This window comes from Paracoccus salsus, from assembly GCF_021556615.1.
GTDB classification, from domain to species: Bacteria; Pseudomonadota; Alphaproteobacteria; order Rhodobacterales; family Rhodobacteraceae; genus Paracoccus; species Paracoccus salsus.
In genome coordinates this window covers 16,922-39,571 of sequence record NZ_JAKGGD010000002.1, presented here as the reverse complement: position 1 = coordinate 39,571, position 22,650 = coordinate 16,922, and the positions used below count along the sequence as shown (strand labels likewise).

Genomic DNA, 22,650 nt, shown 5'->3' with positions numbered 1-22,650 from the left:
AAGGCGCAGATCGCGGTAACAGACTCGCGATGATCGCGCGCATCCTCAGATTGCTGGTTGTCCTTGGGGTTATCCTTGGGGTTGTTCTGCCGAAAGCGTCGGCGGCACTTGCCGGTCTGGGATTGTCGAACGCGCGCAGTGTGCTGATCTGCACCGGGCACGGGATGCAACGGGTTGACCTGAAACCCGGTCACGGTCCGCATCATGCCCCCGCGCCCTCGCATGACGAGCCGCTTTGCCTGCTGGTCCATGCGCTGGATGGGGCGCTGGCCCCGCCATCGCCGCATTGGCTGGCCCTGGCCCATGCCGCATTCATGCCGTCCGACATCGCCATGGCGCATGTCGAGACCCCGTCCCGGACCCGTTTCGCCCGCGCGCCACCGCGCGCCTGACCGCGCGGCCCTTGGCCGCGTCCCGTCACCGACACGCGAAACCCGCACCTGCCGCGCGCCGCGGTCGATGGTGCAACCGGAGAATTTCGATGACCCTTCATGCAATACCTGTCGCCGCAGGAGGCCCCGATGGCCATCACTGACGGCAATTTCGACGCCACCCGCCCGGTCGATCCGGGCCGTGGCGCAAAACTGTATCGCGCCGCCTGGCGCTGGCATTTCTATGCGGGGATCTTCGTCGTCCCGTTCTTCCTGATCCTTGCCGTGACCGGCATGATGATGCTGTGGATCGCCTGGATCGACGGGCGCGACGGGGAACGCACCGCCGTCGTTCCGACCGAATCGGCCCTGGCCGTCTCGGCGCAGGCCGAGGCCGCGCTGGCGGCGGTTCCGGGTGGCACGCTGATCCAGTATGTGGCCCCGCGCGCCGTGGATCTGGCCGCGATCTTCCGCGTCGACGATGCCGAGGGTGCAGCGCAGATGGTCGTGGTCGATCCCTATCGCGCCACCGTTCTGGACCAGTTCCCGCGCCGCAGCGGCTGGTATGACTGGGCCGACAACTTTCATGGCAGCCTGATGCTGGGCGTGACCGGCGACCGGATGATCGAGATCGCCGCCTCGCTTGGCGTCGTGCTGCTGGCCACCGGGATCTATCTGTGGTGGCCACGCGAGGGCGGCGTTCTGCGGGCCTTCGTGCCCCGGCTGTCGGCGCGCGGGCGCGGGCTGTGGAAGTCTCTGCACGCCACGATCGGCGTCTGGATCTCGGTCTTTCTGCTGTTCTTCCTGATCTCGGGGCTTTCCTGGTCGGGCGTCTGGGGCGAAAAGCTGGTGCAGGCCTGGTCCAGCTTTCCGGCGGGGAAATACGACAACATTCCGCTGTCCGACGACGTGCACGCGACCATGAACCATGGCGCCAAGGAAGTGCCCTGGGCGCTGGAACAGACCCCGATGCCGGCATCGGGATCGGAGGCGGGGCTTGATGGCGTCGTGGGCCCGGTGGATCTGGACAGCGTCGACGCGCTGGCCCGGCGGATCGGCTATGACGCCCGCTATCAGCTGAACCTGCCGCAATCCGACACCGGCGTCTGGACGATGAGCCGCGATTCGATGAGCACGGACAGCTCAAATCCGACCGGCGACCGGGTCGTTCATGTGGACCGTCATTCGGGCAGGATCCTCGCCGATATCCGCTACCAGGATTATTCGCTGATGGGCAAGGCGATGGCCGTGGGCATCGCCCTGCACATGGGGACGCTGGGGCTGTGGAGCGTGCTGGCCAACACGGTCTTCTGCCTGTCGGTGATTTTTCTCTGCGTGTCGGGCATGGTGATGTGGTGGAAGCGCCGCCCCGCCGGTCAGGTGCGCCTTGTTGCGCCGCCGATGCCGGCCGACATGCCGTTCTGGAAAGGCGCCGTGGCGGTCGGGCTGGTCGTGTCGCTGGCCTTCCCGATGGCGGGGCTGACACTGGCCGTGGTGCTGCTGGCCGATCTGCTGCTGCTGTCGCGGCTGCCAGGAATCAAGCGCGCCTTCGGCTGATACCAGCCCTGGCCGGGGTCATCGCCCCGGCCAGGGCTAGAACACCTTCTTCAACTCGCGAACCGCGAAATCCGCGAACATGCGGACCTTGGGATCCTGCAACCTGCGATGCGGCGTCAGGCAACCGAACTGCGCCGGCAGCGGCGGGCTATCGGGCAGGACATTCACAAGCTGCCCGGTGCGCAGATCCTCCGCCACCTCGTAAAGCGGCCGGTTCGCGATCCCGTGTCCGCCAAGGGCCCAGCTTCGCAGCACGTCGCCGTCATCGGTATCATAGCGTCCGGTCACCATCATCTTCTGGTGCCCTTCCTCGGTCTGCAGGACCCAGAAATATTCGGGGCTGCGCGGGTATCGCAGCAGCAGGCAGTTGTGGCCGGTCAGATCGTCGGGCTTCCTGGGCGTGCCATGGGCGGCCAGATATCCGGGCGAGGCGACCAGCACGCGCGGCGCGTCGGCGATCTTGCGCCACTTCAGCGCGGAATCGGCCGGTTCGCCCAGAAAGAAAGCCAGATCAATGGCATCCTCGACGATATTCACGTTGCGATCCGACAGGCGAAGGCGCACGTCCACGCCGGGATTGGCCGCGCAGAACGGCGGGATCAAAGGCGCGATCAGCCGTCGACCCAGCCCCAGCGGCGCGGTCAGCCGGATTACCCCCTGCGGCTTGCCCGAAAAGCTGCTGACCAGCGCCTCGGCCTCGTCCAGCGTGTCGATGACGCGGCGCGCATGGTCATAGAAGGCGCGTCCGATCTCGGTCGCGGTCAGCTTGCGGGTGGTGCGGTTCAACAGCCGCACGCCGAAGCGATTTTCAAGATCCTTGATACGGTTCGAGGCCACGGCCGGCGACAGCCGCAGATCCCTTCCGCCCGCCGTGATCGAGCCCAGTTCGACGACGCGCACGAAGACGCGCAGGCTTTCCAGATAGGACATGTTGCTGGGCCGCTTTCAATGCTTCGTGTAAAGTCTTCCGTGTGGTCACCGATTTCGCAATCTCTTTTTCCAGCCTAACGTGTGGAAGGGTTCACAGCCAGGAGGATTGCCATGACGCCCGAGCTGCGGTTTCTGCTGAACGATCGGGAAATTCGCCTGACCGAAGTTGGCGCATCCGATACGCTGCTGGATCATCTGCGCATTGCCCGCCGCCTGACCGGCACCAAGGAAGGCTGTGCCGAGGGCGATTGCGGGGCCTGCACCGTCCTGATGGGCCGGCTGACCGACCGGGGGCTTGTGTACGAACCGATCAATGCCTGCATCCGCTTTCTGGCGTCGTGCCATGGCTGTCATGTCGTCACCGTGGAGCATCTGCGGCATCCCGATGGCGGGCTGCATCCGGTCCAGGCGGCGATGGTCGAGCATCATGGCAGCCAGTGCGGGTTCTGCACACCCGGCATCGTGATGTCGCTCTACGGGCTGTGGATGACCAGGCCCGATGCCGGCGTGACCCAGATCGAAGAGGCGTTGCAGGGCAATCTGTGCCGCTGCACCGGATACGAGCCGATCATCAAGGCCGCGCTGGCCGCGGGCCGCGCCGGCGGCCAGGCCCGCGATGCCCTGATGATCGAACGCGAGACCGTCGCGGCGCGGCTGCGCGACATGCAGGGCCAGCGGGTCGAGCTGACCCGGGGCGACCAGCGCGCGATCATTCCGGCCGATGTCGATGATCTGGCCGAGCTGCTGGCCGACCACCCCAGTGCCACCATCGTCGCGGGCGCGACCGATGTCGGTCTGTGGGTGACGAAATTCATGCGCGACATCTCTCCGGCGGTGTTCATCGGGCATCTGATGAAAGATGTCGAGGTCCGGGATGGCGAGATCCGCCTGGGCGCCGGCGTCACCTACAGCGAGGCCGCGCCGCTGATCGCCGAACATGTTCCGTCCGCCCTCGACTACTGGTTGCGGATCGGCGGCTGGCAGGTCCGCAACATGGGAACCATTGGTGCCAATATCGCCAATGGCTCGCCCATAGGCGACACGCCGCCGCTGCTGATCGCGCTTGGCGCGCGGATCGTGCTGCGCAAGGGCAAGGCGCGGCGCGAGGTGGCGCTGGAGGATTTCTTCATCGATTACGGCAAGCAGGACCGCGCGCCGGGCGAATTCGTCGAGCGGGTCATCATGCCGGTCCGGCAAGACGCGCGGATCGCGGCCTACAAGATCAGCAAGCGCCGCGACAGCGACATCTCGGCGGTCGCGGCCGGCTTCTGCGTGACGGTCGAGGGCGACCGGATCACCGATGCGCGCATCGCCTTTGGCGGCATGGCGGCGACCCCGAAGCGGGCAGCCCGGGCCGAGGCCGCGCTGAACGGCCAGCCCTTCGCGGCGGAAAGCTTTGATGCCGCCGCGCGCGCCGTGGCCGAGGATTTCAAGCCGCTCTCCGACTGGCGGGCCAGCGCCGAATACCGCAGCGCGGTCGCTGCGAACCTGTTCAGGCGCTTCTGGCTGGAGAATTCCGCACCCGGGCTGCCGGTCCGGCTGAGCCATGCGGTGGAGGCATGAGCATGAAGGACGATACCAGCATCCGCGGCCTCGCCCATGGTGACACGATCCATGACAGCGCCATCAAGCATGTCACCGGACGGGCCGAATACACCGACGACATGTCCGAGCCAGCGGGCCTGATCCATGCCTGTCTGGGCCTGTCGCAATGCGCGCATGGCCGGATTACGGCCATGGATTTCACCGACACGCTGGCACAGCCAGGCGTGCTGGGGGTGTTGACCGCCAGGGACCTGCCGGGCGTCAACGACGTCTCACCGGCCGGCAGGAATGACGACCCGGTCTTTGCCGAGGACGAGGTGCATTTCTGGGGCCAGCCGGTTTTCGCGGTGATCGCCGAGACCCGCGACCAGGCCCGCAGGGGCGCGCACAAGGCAAGGATCGACTATGAGGCGCTGCCCCATGCCCTGGACCCTGTCGCCGCGCGCGATGCCGGACACGGTTATGTCACCGATCCGCTGACCTTGCGGCGTGGCGACCCGGCCTCGGCCATGGACAGGGCACCGCGCCGGATCAAGCGCCGTTTCGAGATTGGCGGTCAGGACCACTTCTATCTGGAAGGCCAGATCGCCGTGGCGGTGCCGGGCGAGGATGAGGACGTGGTCCTCGACGTCTCGACCCAGCATCCGACCGAGGTGCAGCACATGGTCGCCCATGTGCTGGGCGTGCCCAGCCATTCGGTGGTCGTGAATGTGCGGCGCATGGGCGGCGGATTCGGCGGCAAGGAAACGCAGATGAACCTGTTCGCCTGCGTGGCCGCCGTCGCCGCGAAACGCTGGAACCGCGCCGTCAAGATCCGCCCCGACCGCGACGACGACATGATCGCGACCGGCAAGCGACATGATTTCGTTGTCGATTACGAGGTCGGCTTTGACGATGAAGGCCGCATCCTCGCCGTTTCGGGCGACTGGTTTGCGCGCTGCGGCTTTTCCGCCGACCTCTCTGGCCCTGTCACCGACCGGGCGCTGTTTCATGCCGACAACGCCTATTTCTACCCCGATGTCGAACTGCGCAGCCATCCGATGCGCACCAACACGGTCAGCAACACCGCCTTTCGGGGCTTTGGCGGCCCGCAGGGGGTGATCGTGGCGGAACGCATCGTCGAGGAGATCGGCTATGCGCTTGGCCGCGATCCGCTGGAGATCCGCAAGCTGAACCTGTATCGGAACGGCCAGTTGACCCCCTATCACCAACAGGTCGAGGACCAGATCCTGCCGCGCATCTTCGAGGAACTCGAGGCCAGCAGCGATTACCACGCCCGCCGTCAGGCGGTGCTGGACTGGAACGCCAGAGGCGGCGTGATCCGCAAGGGCATCGCGCTGACGCCGGTGAAATTCGGCATCAGCTTTACCGCCACCTGGTACAATCAGGCCGGATCGTTGATCCACATCTATTCCGACGGCTCGATCGCGCTGAACCATGGCGGAACCGAGATGGGGCAGGGGCTGAACACCAAGGTCGCGCAGGTCGTGGCCGAGGCGTTCCAATGCGACATCGGCCGCATCAAGATCACCCGCACGACGACCGAAAAGGTGCCGAACACCTCGGCCACGGCGGCGTCATCGGGCACCGACCTGAACGGCATGGCGGCGCTGGACGCGGCCGAGCAGATCAAGGCCCGGCTGATCGATTTCGTTGCCGAACGCTGGCAGGCGCCGCGTGACGAAGTGTCCTTCGTGCCCGGCCATGTCCGGGCGGGCGGGCAGGACATCCCCTTCGATCAGGTGATCGCGGCGGCCTACATGGCGCGGATCCACCTGTCTGCGGCGGGTTTCTACAAGACGCCGAAGATCCACTGGGATCGGGCGACAGGCAAGGGCCGACCGTTCTACTATTTCGCCTATGGTGCGGCGGTCTCCGAGGTGTCGGTCGATACGCTGACCGGGGAATATATCATCGACCGGACCGATGTGCTGCATGATGTCGGCCGCTCGCTGAACCCGGCAATCGACAAGGGTCAGATCGAGGGCGCCTTTGTCCAGGGTGCCGGATGGCTGACCTGCGAAGAGCTGTGGTGGGACGACAAGGGCCGGTTGCGGACCCATGCGCCATCGACCTACAAGATCCCGCTGGCCTCGGACAGGCCGCGCGTCTTCAATGTCCGGCTGGCCGACTGGTCCGAGAACAGCGAGCGCACCATCAAGCGGTCCAAGGCCGTGGGCGAGCCGCCTTTCATGCTGGGCATCTCGGTCTTCGAGGCGATCAACATGGCGGTGGCCTCGGTCGCCGGGTATCGCGAGGCGGCACGGCTGGACGCACCCGCCACACCCGAACGGGTTCTGGCGGCCGTGAACCGGCTGCGGGGATGATCCGGGTCCGCGTCATATCGGCGAAGGGCTCGACCCCTCGCGACGCGGGCGCCGAGATGTTTGTCGGTCCCGATCGCGTGACCGGCACGATCGGCGGTGGCCAGCTGGAATACATGGCGATCGACCGCGCCCGGCAGATGCTGGCCCGGAACGAGGCCGAGGCGGACATGGACATTCCCCTCGGCCCCGAGATCGGCCAATGCTGCGGCGGCCGGGTGCGGCTGCATCTGGACCGGAAGGGACCGACCCCCGAGGATCGTCCCGATGTGCTGATCTTCGGCGCCGGGCATGTCGGCCGCGCGCTGGCGCTGGCGCTGCATCCGTTGCCGGTCCGCACGGCGCTGATCGATTCCCGGCCCGAGGAACTGGCTCAGGCGGCGCCGGGCGTCAAGACCCGCCTGACCCCGTTGCCCGAGGCCCTGATCCGCGCCGCCCGGCCAGGCAGTGCCGTGGTCATCGTCACGCATGACCACGCGCTTGACTTCCTGCTGGCGGCCGAGGCGCTGACGCGCGGCGATCTTGCCTATGTCGGGATGATCGGCAGCCGGACCAAACGCGCCCAGTTCCTGCGCTTCGCAGAGGCGCGTGGTGTCGATACCGGGCCGCTGATCTGCCCGATCGGCGCGGGCCCTGCCCGAGACAAGCGTCCCGCCGTGATCGCAGCGACCACCGCCGCCGAACTGATCGCGCGGCTGACCGCAACCTCCTCGTCATCGAAAAGAGCCCCATGCAACAGCTGATCCGCGGCCGCGTGCTCGACTTTCACGCCGATCCGGCCCTGACCGAGGACAACCACCGCCATATCGAGGACGGGGCGATCCTGATCGAGGATGGCCGGATCGTCGCGGTGGATGACTACGCCCGCCTCGCGCGCCCGGACCTGACGGTGATCGATCACCGTCCGCACCTGATCCTGCCGGGCTTCATCGACCCGCATATCCATTTCCCGCAAGTGCAGGTGATCGCCAGCTGGGGCGCGCAACTGCTGGACTGGCTGAACACCTATACTTTCCCCGAAGAGGCGCGCTTCGCCGATCCCGATCACGCCACCCGCATGGCCGGGCTGTTCCTCGACCAGTTGACCGCGCATGGCACGACCACCGCCGTCGCCTTCTGTTCGGTTCATGCCAACTCGGTCGAGGCGCTGTTCGCCGCCGCCGAGGCGCGCAGCATGGCGGTGGTGGCGGGCAAGGTGCTGATGGACCGCAACGCCATCCCCGAGGTCCAGGATACCGCGCAGCAGGGCTACGACGACAGCAAGCGGCTGATCGACGCCTGGCACGGTCGCGGCCGGCAACGCTACGCGATCACGCCGCGCTTTGCGATCACCTCGACGCCCGAGCAGATGCGGGCGACCGGCCAGCTTGCGCGCGAACATCCCGACTGCCACATCCAGACCCATCTGAGCGAGAACCTGGCCGAGATCGAATTTACCCTGAGCCTGTATCCGGGGGCGCGGGATTACCTGGATGTTTACGAAACCTACGGGCTCTTGTCCGAACGGCTTCTGCTGGGCCACTGCATCCATCTGCGCGATCGCGAGATCGCCCGGATGGCCGAGACCGGCAGCCGCGCGGTGTTCTGCCCGACCTCGAACCTGTTTCTGGGATCGGGGCTGTTCGACGAGGCCGGGTTGCGCGCCGCGGGCGTCACCAGCGGCATCGCCACGGATGTCGGGGGCGGCAGCAGCTATTCGATGCTGCAGACCCTGAACGAGGGCTACAAGATCCTGCAACTGCGCGGCCAGAAGCTGCATCCGCTGACCGCCTTCCACTGGGCCACGCGGGGCAACGCCGTTGTGCTGGGAATGGCCGATCGGATCGGCACGCTGGCGCCGGGCAGCGACGCGGATCTGGTGGTGCTGGACATGCGCGCCACGCCCGCGATGGCGCTGCGTGCCGAGCGGGCCGAGACGCTGGCGGAAGAGCTGTTCATCCTGCAGATCATGGGCGACGACCGCGCCATCGCGCAGACTTATGTCGCCGGGCGGCCGATGAAGGCGCCGCTTTAGGTCAAATCCCGCACGCCTGACTCTTGGCGGATGGCGGCCCATCGGCTATCCCTTTGAACAATGAGGGCCGGTGGCCCTTGCGACATGACGGCCTGTCCGCCGCAGCTTGGGGTCCAGCGATGAGCATGATTACACCGGTACTGATGGCGGGCGGTTCAGGCACGCGGCTGTGGCCGGTCTCTCGCAAGAGCTTTCCCAAGCAGTTCGCCCCGCTGATCGGCGATGAGACATTGTTCCAGGCCTCGGCGCGCCGGCTGTCGGGTCCAGGCTACACCGCCCCGGTGGTGATGACGAACGCCGATTTCCGCTTTATCGTGGCCGAACAGCTTGAACAGATCGGCATCGAGGCCAGCGCCATCGCGATCGAACCCGCGGGCCGCAACACGGCGCCGGCGATCCTGGCCGCGGCGCTGATGGTGGCCAGCGAGGATCCCGACAGGCTGCTTCTGGTCGCGCCCTCGGATCATGTCATTCCCGATGCCGAGGCGTTTGACGCCGCGGTCGAGGCCGGCAGCGGGCCGGCGCGCGAAGGCCGGATCGTGACCTTCGGGATCACACCGGACCGTCCCGAGACGGGCTATGGCTATTTGGAACTGGCCGGCCGGGCAGAGGGGCCTCAGCCCCTGGCGCGCTTCATCGAGAAGCCCGATTCCGGGCGTGCTGCGGAAATGCTGGCGCAGGTTAACTTCCTCTGGAACGCCGGCATCTTCCTGTTCAGCGCCGCGGCGATGATCCAGGCGTTTCGCAGCCATGCACCGGAATATCTGGACCCGGTTCAGGCATCGCTGGCGCAGGCCAGGACCGATATCGGGTTCCTGCGGCTGGCGCGCCAACCCTGGGAAAGCCTGCCCGACAACTCCATCGACTATGCGGTCATGGAAAAAGCCGACAACCTGACCGTCGTGCGGTTCTCGGGGCGATGGTCGGATCTGGGCGGATGGGATGCCGTCTGGCGCGAAGAGCTGGGGCGTCACCCGAACGGCGACGGGGTGGTCGCGGACCCGAACTCGACCGCGATCGACTGCCATGACGTGCTGCTGCGTTCCGACAGCGAGGATCTGCAGGTGGTCGGCATCGGGCTGCATGACGTGATGGTGGTGGCCACGGGCGATGCCGTGCTGGTTGCCGACAAGTCGCGCGCGCAGGACGTGCGCCAGGCCGTCACGGCGCTGAAAAAGAAGAACCGCAAGCAGGCCGTGGCCTTTCCGCGCGATCATCGCCCGTGGGGCTGGTTCGAGACTCTGGCGCTCGCCGACCGGTTCCAGGTCAAGCGCATCGTGGTCAAGCCCGGCGCCGCGCTGTCCCTGCAAAGCCATGTGCACAGGTCCGAACACTGGATCGTGGTCAGCGGCACCGCGCGCGTGACGGTGGACGACAGCGTGACGCTGGTGACCGAGAACCAGTCGATCTACGTGCCCCTGGGCGCGGTCCACCGGATGGAGAATCCCGGCAAGGTCCCCATGGTGCTGATCGAGGTGCAGACCGGGTCCTATCTGGGCGAGGACGACATCATCCGCTATGAGGATGTCTATGCCCGCGACAGCAAGGACTGAAGCTGCGACGGCTACGGCCGCGAACGCCACGGCCGCAAGCCGGCCGGCCCGCGCCTTCCGCCGGGACGTGCGGCCTCAGGCGGCCTGATCTTTCCGGGTGTAGTTCAGGATCGGCTGCAACCACCGTTCGGCATCCGCGAACGACATGCCCTTGCGGGCGGCATAGTCGCGGACCTGATCTTCCTCGACCTTGGCGACGCCGAAATAATAGGCGTCGGGATGCCCGATATAGAGGCCCGAGACCGAACTTCCGGGCCACATCGCCATGCTTTCGGTCAGCGTCACGCCGGTCGCGGCCTCGGCGTCCATAAGCCTGAACAGCGTCAGCTTTTCGGTGTGATCGGGCTGGGCCGGATAGCCCGGGGCAGGGCGGATGCCATCATAGGGTTCGCCGATCAGCTGGGCGGGGTCGTACGCCTCGTCCGGCGCATAACCCCAAAACTCCTTGCGAACCCGTTCGTGCAACATCTCGGCCATCGCCTCGGCGATCCGGTCGGCCAGCGCCTTCACCATGATGGCGGCGTAATCGTCATTGGCGCGTTCGAAGCGGGCGGCGATCTCGGCCTCCTCGGGGCCCGCCGTGACGACGAAGCCGCCGACATAGTCGGGCCGGCCTTCCGGCGCGACAAAGTCCGACAGCGCGACATTCGGTCGGCCGTTCCGCTTGGTGACCTGCTGGCGCAGCGTATGCAGTGTCGCGAGAACCTCGTCCCGGTCCTCGGACGTGAACAGCCGGATATCGTCCCCGACCGCGTTCGCGGGCCAGAAACCCAACACGGCGCGGGGCCGGAACCATTTCTCCTCGATGATGCGCGCCAGCATGTCCTGCGCTTCGGCGAACAGGCCGCGTGCAGCCTCGCCCTGCGCCGCGTCGTCCAGGATGCGTGGGTAGACGCCCTTCAACTCCCATGTCTGGAAGAACGGGGTCCAGTCGATATAGTCGGCGATCCGGGCCAGATCCCAGTCCTCGATCACCCGGCTTCCGGTAAAGCCGGGCGTGGTGGCCCTGTAGCCGGACCAGTCCAGCCGCAGCGCATTGCCGCGCGCCTTGTCAAGCGGCAGCCGGCTTTTCGCGGCCTCCGAGCGTTCGTGCCGTTCGGCGACGGCGGCATATTCGCTGCGGATCGCCTCGACATAGCCCTGCTGCTGCGCCGGGCTGAGCAGCGAGGACACGACCCCGACCGCGCGGCTGGCATCGGTGACATAGACGGCCGGCCCCTGATGATAGCGGGGCGCGATCTTGACGGCGGTATGGATCTTGGACGTGGTCGCCCCGCCGATCAGCAGCGGCACCCGGAACCCCTCGCGCTCCATCTCGGCGGCGACGGTCACCATCTCGTCCAGCGACGGGGTGATCAGTCCCGACAGCCCGATCACATCGACGTTTTCCTTGCGGGCGACATCCAGGATCTTTTGCGTCGGCACCATCACGCCGAGGTCGATCACCTCGTAATTGTTGCAGGCCAGCACGACGCCGACGATGTTCTTGCCGATGTCGTGGACATCCCCCTTGACCGTTGCCATCAGGATCTTGCCGGCGGTTTCGCGGTCGGTCCCGCCTGTCAGGCGCTTTTCTTCCTCCATGTAGGGCAGCAGCACAGCCACCGCCTGCTTCATCACGCGGGCGGATTTCACCACTTGTGGCAGGAACATCTTGCCCGCACCGAACAGGTCGCCAACCACGTTCATGCCGGCCATCAGCGGACCTTCGATGACATGCAGCGGGCGTTCGGCCTGTCGCCTTGCCTCTTCGGTATCGGCCTCGACATATTCGGTGATGCCATTGACCAGCGCATGTTCAAGCCGCTTGTCGATTGTCCACTCGCGCCACGACAGGTCCTTTTCGCGCGCCTTCGCGCCAGCCTCTCCGCGATAGCGCTCGGCCACGTCCAGCAGCCGTTCGGTCGCGTCGTCGCGGCGGTTCAGGACGACATCCTCGCAGGCCTCGCGCAGATCGGGATCGATCTGGTCATGGACCGCAAGCTGTCCGGCATTGACGATGCCCATGTCCATGCCCGCCTGGATGGCGTGATACAGAAACACCGCATGCATCGCCTCGCGCACCGGTTCGTTGCCGCGAAAGCTGAAGCTGAGATTCGAGACCCCGCCCGAGACATGGGCATGCGGCAGGTTCGCCCTGATCCAGCGCGTCGCCTCGATGAAATCAACGCCGTAATTGTTGTGTTCCTCGATCCCCGTGGCCACCGCGAAGATGTTGGGGTCGAAGATGATGTCCTCGGGCGGGAAGTCCACCTCGTCCACCAGGATGCGATAGGCACGCTGGCAGATCTCGATCTTGCGGGCGCAACTGTCCGCCTGGCCCTGTTCGTCGAAGGCCATCACGACGACCGCCGCGCCATAGGCCAGGCACAGCCGCGCCTGCTGGCGGAACGCGTCCTCGCCCTCCTTCATGCTGATCGAGTTGACGATCGGCTTGCCCTGGACGCATTGCAGCCCGGCCTCGATCACCTCCCATCGGGAGCTGTCGATCATGACCGGCACGCGGGCAATGTCGGGTTCGGCCGCCAGCAGGTTCAGGTATTCGACCATGGCCGCCTTCGAATCGATAAGCCCCTCGTCCATGTTGATGTCGATGATCTGGGCGCCGTTCTCGACCTGATCGCGCGCGACCTCCAGCGCGGTGGCGTAATCGCGTTCCTTGACAAGCTTGCGGAACCGGGCGCTGCCGGTGACATTCGTGCGCTCGCCGACATTCACGAAAGGAATGTCGGGCGTCAGGACAAAGGGCTCCAGTCCGGACAGGCGAAGCTGGCGTTCAGGCATATTCGGGAACCTTTCGCGGGCTGAACTCGGCCACCGCGTCGGCGATGGCGCGGATATGGTCGGGGGTGGTGCCGCAGCACCCGCCGACGACATTCACCAGCCCCTCGCGGGCGAAGTCGGCGATCTGCCGGGCGGTATCCTGCGGACCCTCGTCGTAGGCGCCGAAGGCATTGGGCAATCCGGCATTCGGATAGGCGCAGATCAGCGTGTCCGCGACGCCCGAAAGCTCGGCCAGATGGGGCCGCATCGCCGAGGCCCCCAGCGCGCAGTTCAGGCCGACGGTCCATGGCCGCGCATGGCGGATCGAATGCCAGAACGCGGTCGGGGTCTGCCCGGACAGGGTGCGCCCCGACGCATCGGTGATCGTCCCCGAGATCATCACCGGCAGGCGCAGTCCATGCGCCTCCATGGCCTGCAGGCAGGCGAAGATCGCGGCCTTGGCGTTCAGCGTGTCGAAGATGGTTTCGATCAGCAGGATGTCGGCGCCGCCCTCGATCAGCCCGTTCGCCTGCTGCAGGTAGGCGACACGCAGGTCGTCGAAGCTGACGGCGCGATAGCCCGGGTTGTTCACATCGGGACTGATCGAGGCGGTGCGGTTCGTCGGCCCAAGCGCGCCGGCGACAAAGCGCGGACGGCCGTCCTCGGCGGTGGCGCGGTCCAGTGCCCGGCGGACGACGCGCGCGCCCTCGACATTCAGGTCGTGGACAGCCGCTTGAAGCCCGTAATCGGCTTGCGCGATGGTCGTGGCGGAAAACGTGTTCGTCTCGACGATATCGGCCCCGGCCCGGGCATAGCGATAATGGATGTCCTCGACCGCCTGCGGCTGGGTCAGGATCAGCAGGTCGTTGTTGCCCTTTTGCGGCAGGTCGCTGTGGTGGCGGCAGACATGCCCCGACCCGTGACCGCCATAGCCGGCCTCGTCCAGGCCCAGTTGCTGGATCTGCGTGCCCATCGCGCCGTCCAGGATCAGAATGCGTTCGGCCGCCAGCCGGTTCAGCACCGCAAAGGCGGCAGAGGGGGGAAGTGCGCCGGTCATGATCCTGTCCTTGCTCGCGAAGCCCGCACCATAGGCACAGCGCGTGCCGTCCGCAAATTCATAATATTCGAAAAGATCATGAGTGAATTAGATAATCGTGACCCTGGATCGGTCCAGCCCCCGCAGTTGCCCGCTGCCATCGCGCTGCGCGACGCATCTCCGGCGCGGCGCTGTGGACGACGATGCCGCTTTCGTGCAGCAATCCTGCGATGCCTCGCCAGCTTCGCAAGCAACATGCGCAGGCCTAGAGTGATTATCGCACGAACCTTGCCCGACAGGAGGACGCATGAACTCTTTCCCGCGCAGCATTCGGAAACAGGCGATCCGCCGCGCGGCCGGCCGCGCGCAGACCGTGCGGGTGGCGTAGCGATGGCCTGGACCGACTATTCGACCGCGCCGGAACCCGGGACCGTCATCTGCCACAGCGACGAGGTGACCGGCGTCCATGCCCTGAGCGTGACCACCGGGAAGGGCGAATTTCCGCTGCTCGTGCTGCGCGCGGACGGGATTTTCCGCGCCTATGTCAACGCCTGCCCGCATCAGTATCTGCCGCTGAATTATCGCGGCGACAGGCTGCTGTCGGCGGATGGCACGATGCTGCTCTGCACGGGCCATGGGGCGCGGTTCGACATCCACACCGGGGCGGTGGTCAGCGGTGCCGATTGCGGGCTTGATGCGGTCCCGGTGACGGTCGTGGACGGGATGCTGCGGATCGCGTCGTGACGCCGCCGAGCCCGGGCGCCTGAACCGGGTGCTGGCCGAGGGGCCCCGCCCCCCGGCCCGGTGGTCCGGTCAGAAACCGGCCTTGATCTTCTCGAACTCGGCCAGTTGCTTCTCGCGCTGTTCGGGCGAATTCGGGGTCTGGTCCAGGATCGGCACATCGACCGGGCCCAGGCCTTCCTTCACGGCCGGCTCGTCCTCGATCGTGGCCATCGCCTCGGTCGAGGTGTGGCCATAGCCGATCGTGTCCAGCAGCGCCTTGCCGGCCGAAGGTTCCAGCCAGGCATTGATGAAGTCATAGGCCTTGTCCTCGTTGCCCGGCCCGTCCTTCAGGTTGACGAAGCCGCAGAAGAAGGTCGAAGACCCCTCGGTCGCCGCCCGCTGGAAACCGACCGGATGGTTGTCGTCCCTGAGATAGGTAACGCCGTCGTTCCAGGACCAGGCGATATCGACCGCACCCGAGGCCATCAGCTGCGCCTGTTCGGACGGGTCCGCCCAATAGGCCGCGACGTTCTGATGCGCCTTGCGCAGCCACGCGGCTGCGGCGTCGAACTGCTCGTCGGTGACTTCGGTCCAGTCGGTGGTTCCGGTGGCAAGATAGGCAAGAGCCCAGACATCGTCCGAACTGTCCGGCAGCGAAGTGCGGTTCTGGTATTTCGGATCGACGAACACCTGCAGAGTCGAGACATCCTCCACAGGGACGGTTTCGGTGTTGTAGGCCACCGCGGTCGCGCCCCAGTCGGTGGGAATATACCAGACGCCCTGATCGTCCTGGAACACCTCGGAGTCGAGGAATTTGGGATCGATCTTGTCGAAGTTCGGGATCTTCGATGTGTCCCAGGTCTCGATCAGGCCGGCGTCGCGATACTTGCTGACCATCTGGCTGCACGGATGCACCAGGTCGGCCTTGAAGCCCGAAGCAACCTTCTGGAACGCCTCGTCGTCGTCGCCGAAGAACGCGTAGGTCGGTCCCGTGCCGTGCTTGTCGATATAGGCCTGGAAGATGGATGGCTCCTCGAACCCGGCCCAGTCGAACACGGTCAGTTCCGGGTCGGCGGCGAAGGCCGGCGCCGCGAGGGCGGATACCAGCATGGTGGTTGTCATCAAGCGCATGGTTCTGGGGCCTTCCTGTTGGTCTGTTTTGGGAAACGCTAGCCCGGCTGCGGCAGGCGTGCAAGTGTGACGCGATCGCCATGCGGCGGCCCCGGCGCCGGATGCCCGGGTCACCAGCGCCCCGACGACCCGCCACCCGAGGACCTGCCGCCGCCGAACCGGCCACTGCGCTTCCGCGTGCCGGCGCGCGGCTCCCGCCGGGTGGAATGGCTGCTCCAGCCGCAGCGTGGACAACGGGTCCAGATCGACTGGCGCGGCAGCGGCCGGCCTTCGACATCGGTCGCCTCGACCGGGGCAATCTCCTCGACCAGTCCGCGGCCGCCGCAGGCCGGGCAGGGGCGACGCGCGTGCCGCAGGCGGGAGATCAGGTTGCGAAGGACCCGGAACAGCACAAGGCCGAACACAGCGAGGACCAGCAGCGGCAGGACCCGCCCGGCAAGGTCGTCCGGTGACCGCTCGGGCGCGCGCCCCTCGGCCAAGGGACGCGCGATCCGGTCGATCACGGCCAGCGTGCCCTCGCGGATGCCGTCGGACATGCGCCCGTCGCGGAAAGGCGGCAGAATGGTTCTGTCCATGATGTCGCGGGCAACGGCATCAGCGGTCCCGGGATAGCCCGCGCCAAGCTCGATCCGGGCCTCGCGGTCATCCCTCAGGACCAGGATCATGAAGCCGTCGTTGCGGCGCGGGTCGCCCAAGCCCCAGTCGTTGAACAAACGCGTCGCGAACGGCTCCAGCCCGTCGCTGCCGCCATGGCGTGCGCGGTCTTCCAGCGTGACGACGGTGCCCTCGATTCCCGTTTGCTCATTCAGCGCGATCAGCGCCTGGTCCAGAATGCGGGTGTCGTCATTGCCCAGCATCCGGGCGAAATCGTTGATGCTGGTATGCTGCCAGTCCGGCAGGTCCTGCGCCGCCAGCGGCAGCGCAAGCGCCAGCCACAGGAACGCGACGCGGATCACGCCAGCAACAGGTCGGGGCCGCCCGCGATCAGGGGGTCGATCTGGCCGATGGCCTTGCGGTCCCGGCCGGCATAGTCGACCGCGCTCAGCACCGTCTGGATCGCGGCGATGCGCGCGCGCCGCTTGTCGTCCGACCGGATTACCGTCCATGGCGCGATCGGCGAGTGCGACAGGTTCAGCGTGTCGTGGATCGCGTCGGTGTAGTCGTCCCATCTGGCCAGCCCGTCGACATCGATCGAGGACAGCTTCCACTGCTTCAGCGGGTCCTGTTCGCGGTCCAGGAAGCGCTTCAACTGCTCGGCCCGGCCGACATTCAGCCACAGCTTGACCAGCACGATGCCATCATCGACCAGCGTCTGTTCAAAGCCGGGCAACTGGCGGAAGAAGGCGTTTCGCTGCGCGACGGTCGAGAACCCGAACACGCGCTCGACCACGCCGCGATTGTACCAGCTGCGGTCGAACAGGGCGATTTCGCCGGCGGCCGGCAGCCAGTCCACATAGCGCTGGAAATACCATTGCGTGGCCTCGCGCTCGGTGGGCTTGGGCAGGGCGACGATGTAGCAGGATCGCGGGTTCAGGTTCTCGCGCATGCGTTCGATCGTGCCGCCCTTGCCGGCGGCGTCGCGGCCCTCGAACAGCACCACCACCCGCTTGCCGGTCGCGACCACGTCATGCATCATCCGCACCAGTTGCAGTTGCAGTTGTTCCAGATGCTTTTCGTAGGCGTCCTTGCCCATTTCCTCGCGATAGGGAAAACCTGCATCGAGGATGTCATCCTTGCGCGCCTTGTCGATGATCCTGCGGATCTCCTCGGGGGCGCCGTGGTCGAGATAGTCGGTGATCCGTCCGACCAGCGGCAGTTCCGGCATGGCGGGTTTCGACCTGGGCATCAGATGCTTCCGATCCTTGTCAAGTCATATTCGGTGGTCTGGTAGATCTCGTTGATCCAGTTGCCATAAAGCAGATGCGCGTGACTGCGCCAGCGGTTCGACGGCGCGCGCGAGGGATCGTCGTCGGGATAGTAGTTGCGGGGCACGTTGATCGACTTGCCCATCGCGACATCGCGGTCGTATTCTTCCTTCAGCGTCGTGCTGTCATATTCCAGATGGTTGAAGATATACAGCGCGCGGTGGCCCGGGTCCTCGACAAGACAGGGGCCGACCTCGTCGCTGGCCAGCAGCGTGACGAGGCCGGGGCGGGCATCCACCTCGGGCTGCCGGACCTCGGTCCAGCGGCTTACCGGGATCAGCACGTCGTCCGAGAAGCCGCGCAGATAGGGCGAGGCCGGCACCCGGTTCTGGTGGCGGAAGCAGCCGAAGGCCTTGCGATCCAGCAGGTGCTTTTCCAACCCGTGCAGATGCCACGCCATCGCCATCCCCCCCCAGCACACGCCGAGGGTGGAATGGACATGCGTCCGGGTCCAGTCGAAGACCCGGGTCAGCTCGTCCCAGTAGGTGACCTGCTCGAAGGGAAGATGCTCGATCGGGGCCCCGGTGATCACCAGCCCGTCGAATTTCTCGCCCGTCGCATGGACATCGCGGAACGGACGATAGAAGCTTTCCATGTGGTCGGCTGCGGTGTTGCGGCTTTCATGGTCGGACATGCGGATCAACTGGAAATCGATCTGCAGCGGCGTGGCGCCGATCAGCCGGGCGAACTGGTTCTCGGTCTGGATCTTCTTGGGCATCAGGTTCAGCAGCCCGATCCGCAACGGCCGGATGTCCTGCATGGCCGCGCGCCCCGGCGACATCACCATCACGCCCTCTTCCGACAGGATGCGGAAGGCGGGAAGGTTCTCGTTCAGGGTAATGGGCATCGTCAGCCTTCCTTGCGGTCGATGGCGCGGGCGATCAGGTCGGTAAAGTCGGAGGGTGAACTGACCGCGGCGACCTCCTCGGCCAGAACGGTGACGCCGCGCCGGGCCATCGCCTCGTAGCGCGGCTGCCGGTGGGCCAGCGCGCGGGCATAGGTCCAGCGGATGAAGTCGTCGGGATTGACCTCATCGCCCTGCAAACCCTTCTCGACGCGATAGGCCACCCAGGATTTTTCAAGGAATTCCGGCTGGTAATACATTGGCTTCGGGGCGCGGTCGAAACGCCGCACCAGCTCGGCGGTATGCATGTCCGACCCCTTGATCCAGACCATCAGCAAGTCGCGCTCCAGCGCGGACAGCACCGGGTCATCGGGGTCGTCGGGATCGACAACCTCGCAGATCGAGCCGCCGCTGTCGCAGACGAAATGCGGGATGCCGTAGATGTCGATGGCGCGTTTCATGAAATCGGGCGTGTCCAGAAGGGCGGCGATCTCGGCCCGCCTGTGGCGGTTCTGGCGCAGGCAGTATTCGTCGAAGGGCAGGCCCCCGCGCGAGGGGCTGCCGGGCTTGCCCAGATAGGTGGACAGCGGCGCAAGGTTTTCAAAGGTGATGTTGCTGGCGATATAGACGCTGTCCGACAGAAGCAACTCGCGCAGCAGCGGAACCTTCATCGCCTCGCGCTTGAAGTTGTCGGCGATGTATTCGCCCATGTAGCGGGTGCCGATCCGGTAATCGATGGAATAGTGAAACCAGTCGCCGGCCGCCCGCAGCATGTTGGACAGGTAGGTCTTGCCAAGGCCGGACATGCCGAACAGCACCACGCGCTTGTTCGCCGCATGTCGCCACGCGCTGCCGCTGTGATAGATCATCTTGCTTCCCTTCCTGACCGCCGCATAGGTAATGCGCGGATCATCAAGAGGAAAGACCTTCGGAACCGGTCCGCAGCGCGCCAAGGCCCCGCCCGAGGGCGGGGCCTTGGCTGACGTCCTCGCGCGATCGGTTCAGAAGCTGTAGCCGATCCTCACGCCGAAGCCCCACGCATCGCTGTCGGTCATCTGGGCGCGCTCGGTGTCCGGTGTTCCGGTTTCCGGGCGGGCATCGCCCAGCTTGGTGTAGTTCACGCCGGTGGTGATCTTCATGTTGTCGCGGGTATAGATCGCGGCCAGCGTGATGCCCTTGCGGCCATTGGTCGGCGCCAGCGGCGAGACGAGATCGTCGCCCGCCTTCTCATAGGTGAACGACGCCGAGCCGGACCAGTTCTCGGTGAACTTGCGCCCGACACCCAACGTGTAGGTGGTGGTGTCTTCCAGGTCGACCAGTCCGCCGCCGGTCACCGCCACGAAGCGATCGGGATCGACCCTGAATTCGGACCAGTTCACCCAACGGATCGAGCCGAAGACAAGCGTTCCCGGGGCCACGCCGCTCTGGAATTCGAGGTTCCAGCTTTCCGGCGTCTTGACCGTGGTCGTCGACTCGCCCGCCAGCAGGGGCAGGGGGCCGACCGGGGTCGGGATCAGCGGACCGGTTTCGGTCGTATCGAAATCATGTTCGACCGCAGAGTTGTAGGTCAGCGAAACACGGGCGGCGATCTCGGGTCTTTCCCAGGCCACGCCCGCGACCCAGCCGACGCCGAATGCCGAATCCAGATCGACATTGTAGCCCGCGACCGGGCCGTAGGCGGCGCCGTTCAGCGTCACGTTGCCCTCGGCACGCGATCCGCGGATGCCGCCATGGGCCGAGAAGTTGTTGGGAAACGTGTAGCGACCCAGCGCGCTGAAGGTGGTCGAATCGACACGCGCGGCCGTGCCGCCCAGCAGCACCGATCCGTCCTCGGCCGGGCTCGGCACCGGCCCGGGCTGGGTCGGATAGCGGATATCGGCGCCGAAGGGCTGTTCGATGATCAGCACGCCCGAGAATTCCGGGGTGAACTGTTGCTTGTAGGCGAGGCCGACAAAGCCATAGCCCTGCGCCACGTCGCCGGTCCGAAAGCCCCGGCTGTCCGTGCCTGTGACGGTTGGGTCGACGCCGCCAAAGCTCAGTTCGGCATAGTTGCCCGCTTCGAACAGCGCGGCCAGCGATTGCGGCGCGCGCTCGATCCCGCCGGCCAGCAGCGGCGACGTGCTGATCAGCAGGGTCGCGGCACCGGTAATGACTCTTTTCATGGAAATCCTCCCTCTCCCGGGTCCGGGGTTGACCCTTGAGTTCAGATTACGCCGCGCCCGCACCGAATCAATTCACAGCGTAAGGTTGTAGGCAAAAACGCGGCCGTGACCCTGCGGCATCGTGACATTGTCGCAACGCGTTCCGGTCGCTTGCGTCCCGGGCGGCCCGCGGTCTGGCCTTGCGGGCCGCGAAAACGGCGTCTGCGGTCTGGACAATCCCCTGCACGCGTGAAAGGGGAAACTGCCAAACGAGATTGCCGCAAGGACCTATCCCATGCAGATTCGTGAGGCGCTTACTTTCGACGACGTGCTGCTGGTTCCCGCCGCGTCCGCAGTCCTGCCCTCGACCGCCGATGTGACCACGCAGGTGACGCGCTCGATCCGGATGAACATCCCGCTGCTGTCTTCGGCCATGGATACGGTGACCGAAAGCCGCATGGCCATCGCGCTGGCGCAGGCCGGCGGCATGGGGGTCATCCACCGCAACCTGACCATCGACCAGCAGGCCGACGAGGTGCGCCGCGTCAAGCGTTTCGAAAGCGGCATCGTCTACAAGCCCATCACGCTGCGCCCCGATCAGACGCTGGCCGACGCCAAGGCGCTGCAGGAGCGCTACAGCGTCACCGGCTTTCCGGTTGTCGACCAGGACGGTCGCGTGATGGGGATCGTCACCAATCGCGACATGCGCTTTGCCAGCGACGACAGGACGCCGGTTCGGGCGATGATGACCTCGTCGCGGCTGGCGATGCTGACCGAGCCGGCCGACCGGCAGCAGGCCATCGACCTGATGAAGGAACGCCGCATCGAAAAGCTGCTGATCACCGACGGCGAGGGTCATCTGACCGGCCTGCTGACGCTGAAGGACACCGAAAAGGCGGTTCTGAACCCGATGGCCTGCAAGGACGATCTGGGCCGGCTGCGCGTCGCCGCCGCCTCGACCGTGGGCGAAGAGGGTTTCGAACGCAGCCGGGCGCTGATCGATGCCGGCGTGGACATGGTGGTGATCGACACCGCCCACGGCCATTCCGAGGGCGTCGCCCGCGCGGTCGAGCGGGTCAAGACCTTCTCGAACCAGGTGCAGGTGATGGCCGGCAACGTCGCGACGGCCGAGGGCACGCGGGCCTTGATCGACGCCGGGGCGGACGCGGTGAAGGTCGGCATCGGGCCCGGCAGCATCTGCACGACCCGGATCGTCGCGGGCGTGGGCGTGCCGCAGCTGACCGCGATCATGGATGCGGCAGGCGCAGCGGGCGACGTTCCGGTCATCGCCGATGGCGGCATCAAGTCTTCGGGCGATTTCGCCAAGGCGATTGCCGCGGGCGCAAGCTGCGCGATGGTCGGCAGCGCGATCGCGGGCACCGACGAAAGCCCGGGCGAGGTGATCCTGTATCAGGGACGCAGCTTCAAGTCCTATCGCGGCATGGGCAGCCTGGGCGCCATGGCGCGCGGCAGCGCCGACCGCTACTTCCAGAAGGACGCCGCCTCCGACAAGCTGGTGCCCGAAGGCATCGAGGGTCAGGTCCCTTACAAGGGGCCGGCGGGAACCGTGATCCATCAGCTGGTCGGCGGACTGCGCGCCGCGATGGGCTATACCGGCTGCGCCACCATCGCCCAGATGCGGCGCGACTGCCAGTTCGTCCGGATCACCGGTGCGGGGCTGAAGGAAAGCCATGTCCACGACGTGCAGATCACGCGCGAAAGCCCCAACTACAGGTTGGGCTAGCCGCGGCGGCGTCACCGGGACAGCGCGCGGCCCGCAAACCGGGCCGCGC

The 22,650-nt window shown here is 66.2% G+C and carries 18 protein-coding genes; 9 read left to right on the top strand and 9 right to left on the bottom strand.

Features of this window, described 5'->3' with window-relative positions; all coding sequences use genetic code 11:
* The first annotated feature begins 29 nt into the window (after positions 1-29).
* Both L1965_RS03510 and L1965_RS03505 read left to right on the top strand, forming a co-directional pair.
* Positions 30-392 carry a DUF2946 family protein gene (locus L1965_RS03510; protein WP_235755034.1) on the top strand — a complete coding sequence of 121 codons (363 nt, stop codon included), beginning with the start codon at positions 30-32 and terminating at the stop codon, positions 390-392.
* A 129-nt stretch (positions 393-521) separates the two neighbouring features.
* Entirely contained in the window at positions 522-1,928 is a 1,407-nt protein-coding gene (locus tag L1965_RS03505; RefSeq protein ID WP_235755033.1) for a PepSY-associated TM helix domain-containing protein, read from the top strand.
* Between the two features lie 36 nt (positions 1,929-1,964).
* On the opposite strand, the gene L1965_RS03500 is transcribed toward L1965_RS03505, so the two are convergent.
* Positions 1,965-2,858, bottom strand: coding sequence for a LysR family transcriptional regulator (locus tag L1965_RS03500; RefSeq protein ID WP_235755032.1), 894 nt, complete (start codon positions 2,856-2,858; stop codon positions 1,965-1,967).
* A gap of 111 nt (positions 2,859-2,969) precedes the next feature.
* Here L1965_RS03500 and xdhA point away from each other — a divergent pair, with 111 nt between their 5' ends.
* The 5 genes from xdhA (at position 2,970) to L1965_RS03475 (ending at position 10,294) form a co-directional block, all read left to right on the top strand.
* Entirely contained in the window at positions 2,970-4,421 is a 1,452-nt protein-coding gene (xdhA, locus tag L1965_RS03495; protein ID WP_235755031.1) for a xanthine dehydrogenase small subunit, read from the top strand.
* Positions 4,422-4,423: 2 nt separating this feature from the next.
* Positions 4,424-6,730 (top strand): xanthine dehydrogenase molybdopterin binding subunit, encoded by a 2,307-nt coding sequence (xdhB, locus tag L1965_RS03490; RefSeq protein WP_235755030.1) that lies wholly within the window; start codon positions 4,424-4,426, stop codon positions 6,728-6,730.
* Complete coding sequence (xdhC, locus tag L1965_RS03485) at positions 6,727-7,470, top strand: xanthine dehydrogenase accessory protein XdhC (RefSeq protein ID WP_235755029.1); 744 nt, start codon at positions 6,727-6,729, stop codon at positions 7,468-7,470. The genes xdhB and xdhC overlap by 4 nt, the downstream gene beginning before the upstream one ends.
* Complete coding sequence (gene guaD / locus L1965_RS03480; RefSeq protein WP_235755028.1) at positions 7,458-8,741, top strand: guanine deaminase; 1,284 nt, start codon at positions 7,458-7,460, stop codon at positions 8,739-8,741. The genes xdhC and guaD overlap by 13 nt, the downstream gene beginning before the upstream one ends.
* A gap of 125 nt (positions 8,742-8,866) precedes the next feature.
* Positions 8,867-10,294: a mannose-1-phosphate guanylyltransferase/mannose-6-phosphate isomerase gene (locus L1965_RS03475; protein ID WP_235755586.1), complete on the top strand. Its 1,428-nt coding sequence runs from the start codon at positions 8,867-8,869 to the stop codon at positions 10,292-10,294.
* A 75-nt stretch (positions 10,295-10,369) separates the two neighbouring features.
* Here L1965_RS03475 and metH read toward each other — a convergent pair whose 3' ends face one another.
* Both metH and L1965_RS03465 read right to left on the bottom strand, forming a co-directional pair.
* On the bottom strand, positions 10,370-13,078 hold the full coding sequence (gene metH, locus L1965_RS03470) for a methionine synthase (protein WP_235755027.1): 2,709 nt from the start codon (positions 13,076-13,078) through the stop codon (positions 10,370-10,372).
* Positions 13,071-14,114 carry a homocysteine S-methyltransferase family protein gene (locus L1965_RS03465; protein ID WP_241865421.1) on the bottom strand — a complete coding sequence of 348 codons (1,044 nt, stop codon included), beginning with the start codon at positions 14,112-14,114 and terminating at the stop codon, positions 13,071-13,073. The genes metH and L1965_RS03465 overlap by 8 nt, the downstream gene beginning before the upstream one ends.
* Before the next feature lie 369 nt (positions 14,115-14,483).
* Between L1965_RS03465 and L1965_RS03460 the strand changes: the two genes are divergently transcribed.
* Positions 14,484-14,837 (top strand): Rieske (2Fe-2S) protein, encoded by a 354-nt coding sequence (locus L1965_RS03460; protein ID WP_235755026.1) that lies wholly within the window; start codon positions 14,484-14,486, stop codon positions 14,835-14,837.
* A gap of 69 nt (positions 14,838-14,906) precedes the next feature.
* Here L1965_RS03460 and L1965_RS03455 read toward each other — a convergent pair whose 3' ends face one another.
* The 6 genes from L1965_RS03455 to L1965_RS03430 form a co-directional block, all read right to left on the bottom strand.
* Complete coding sequence (locus L1965_RS03455; RefSeq protein WP_235755025.1) at positions 14,907-15,947, bottom strand: ABC transporter substrate-binding protein; 1,041 nt, start codon at positions 15,945-15,947, stop codon at positions 14,907-14,909.
* A 110-nt stretch (positions 15,948-16,057) separates the two neighbouring features.
* Complete coding sequence (locus tag L1965_RS03450; RefSeq protein ID WP_235755024.1) at positions 16,058-16,903, bottom strand: TPM domain-containing protein; 846 nt, start codon at positions 16,901-16,903, stop codon at positions 16,058-16,060.
* Entirely contained in the window at positions 16,900-17,793 is an 894-nt protein-coding gene (gene ppk2, locus L1965_RS03445) for a polyphosphate kinase 2 (protein WP_439332043.1), read from the bottom strand. Before ppk2 ends, L1965_RS03450 begins: the two co-directional genes overlap by 4 nt.
* A complete protein-coding gene (locus L1965_RS03440; protein WP_235755023.1) occupies positions 17,793-18,719 on the bottom strand; it encodes a homoserine O-succinyltransferase in 927 nt (308 codons plus the stop codon). Before L1965_RS03440 ends, ppk2 begins: the two co-directional genes overlap by 1 nt.
* A 2-nt stretch (positions 18,720-18,721) precedes the next feature.
* Complete coding sequence (locus L1965_RS03435) at positions 18,722-19,585, bottom strand: ATPase (protein WP_235755022.1); 864 nt, start codon at positions 19,583-19,585, stop codon at positions 18,722-18,724.
* A 132-nt stretch (positions 19,586-19,717) separates the two neighbouring features.
* Positions 19,718-20,878 (bottom strand): OmpP1/FadL family transporter, encoded by a 1,161-nt coding sequence (locus L1965_RS03430; RefSeq protein WP_235755021.1) that lies wholly within the window; start codon positions 20,876-20,878, stop codon positions 19,718-19,720.
* Between the two features lie 274 nt (positions 20,879-21,152).
* On the opposite strand from L1965_RS03430, the gene guaB reads away from it, so the two are divergent.
* Complete coding sequence (gene guaB / locus L1965_RS03425) at positions 21,153-22,601, top strand: IMP dehydrogenase (protein ID WP_235755020.1); 1,449 nt, start codon at positions 21,153-21,155, stop codon at positions 22,599-22,601.
* Positions 22,602-22,650: the final 49 nt, after the last annotated feature.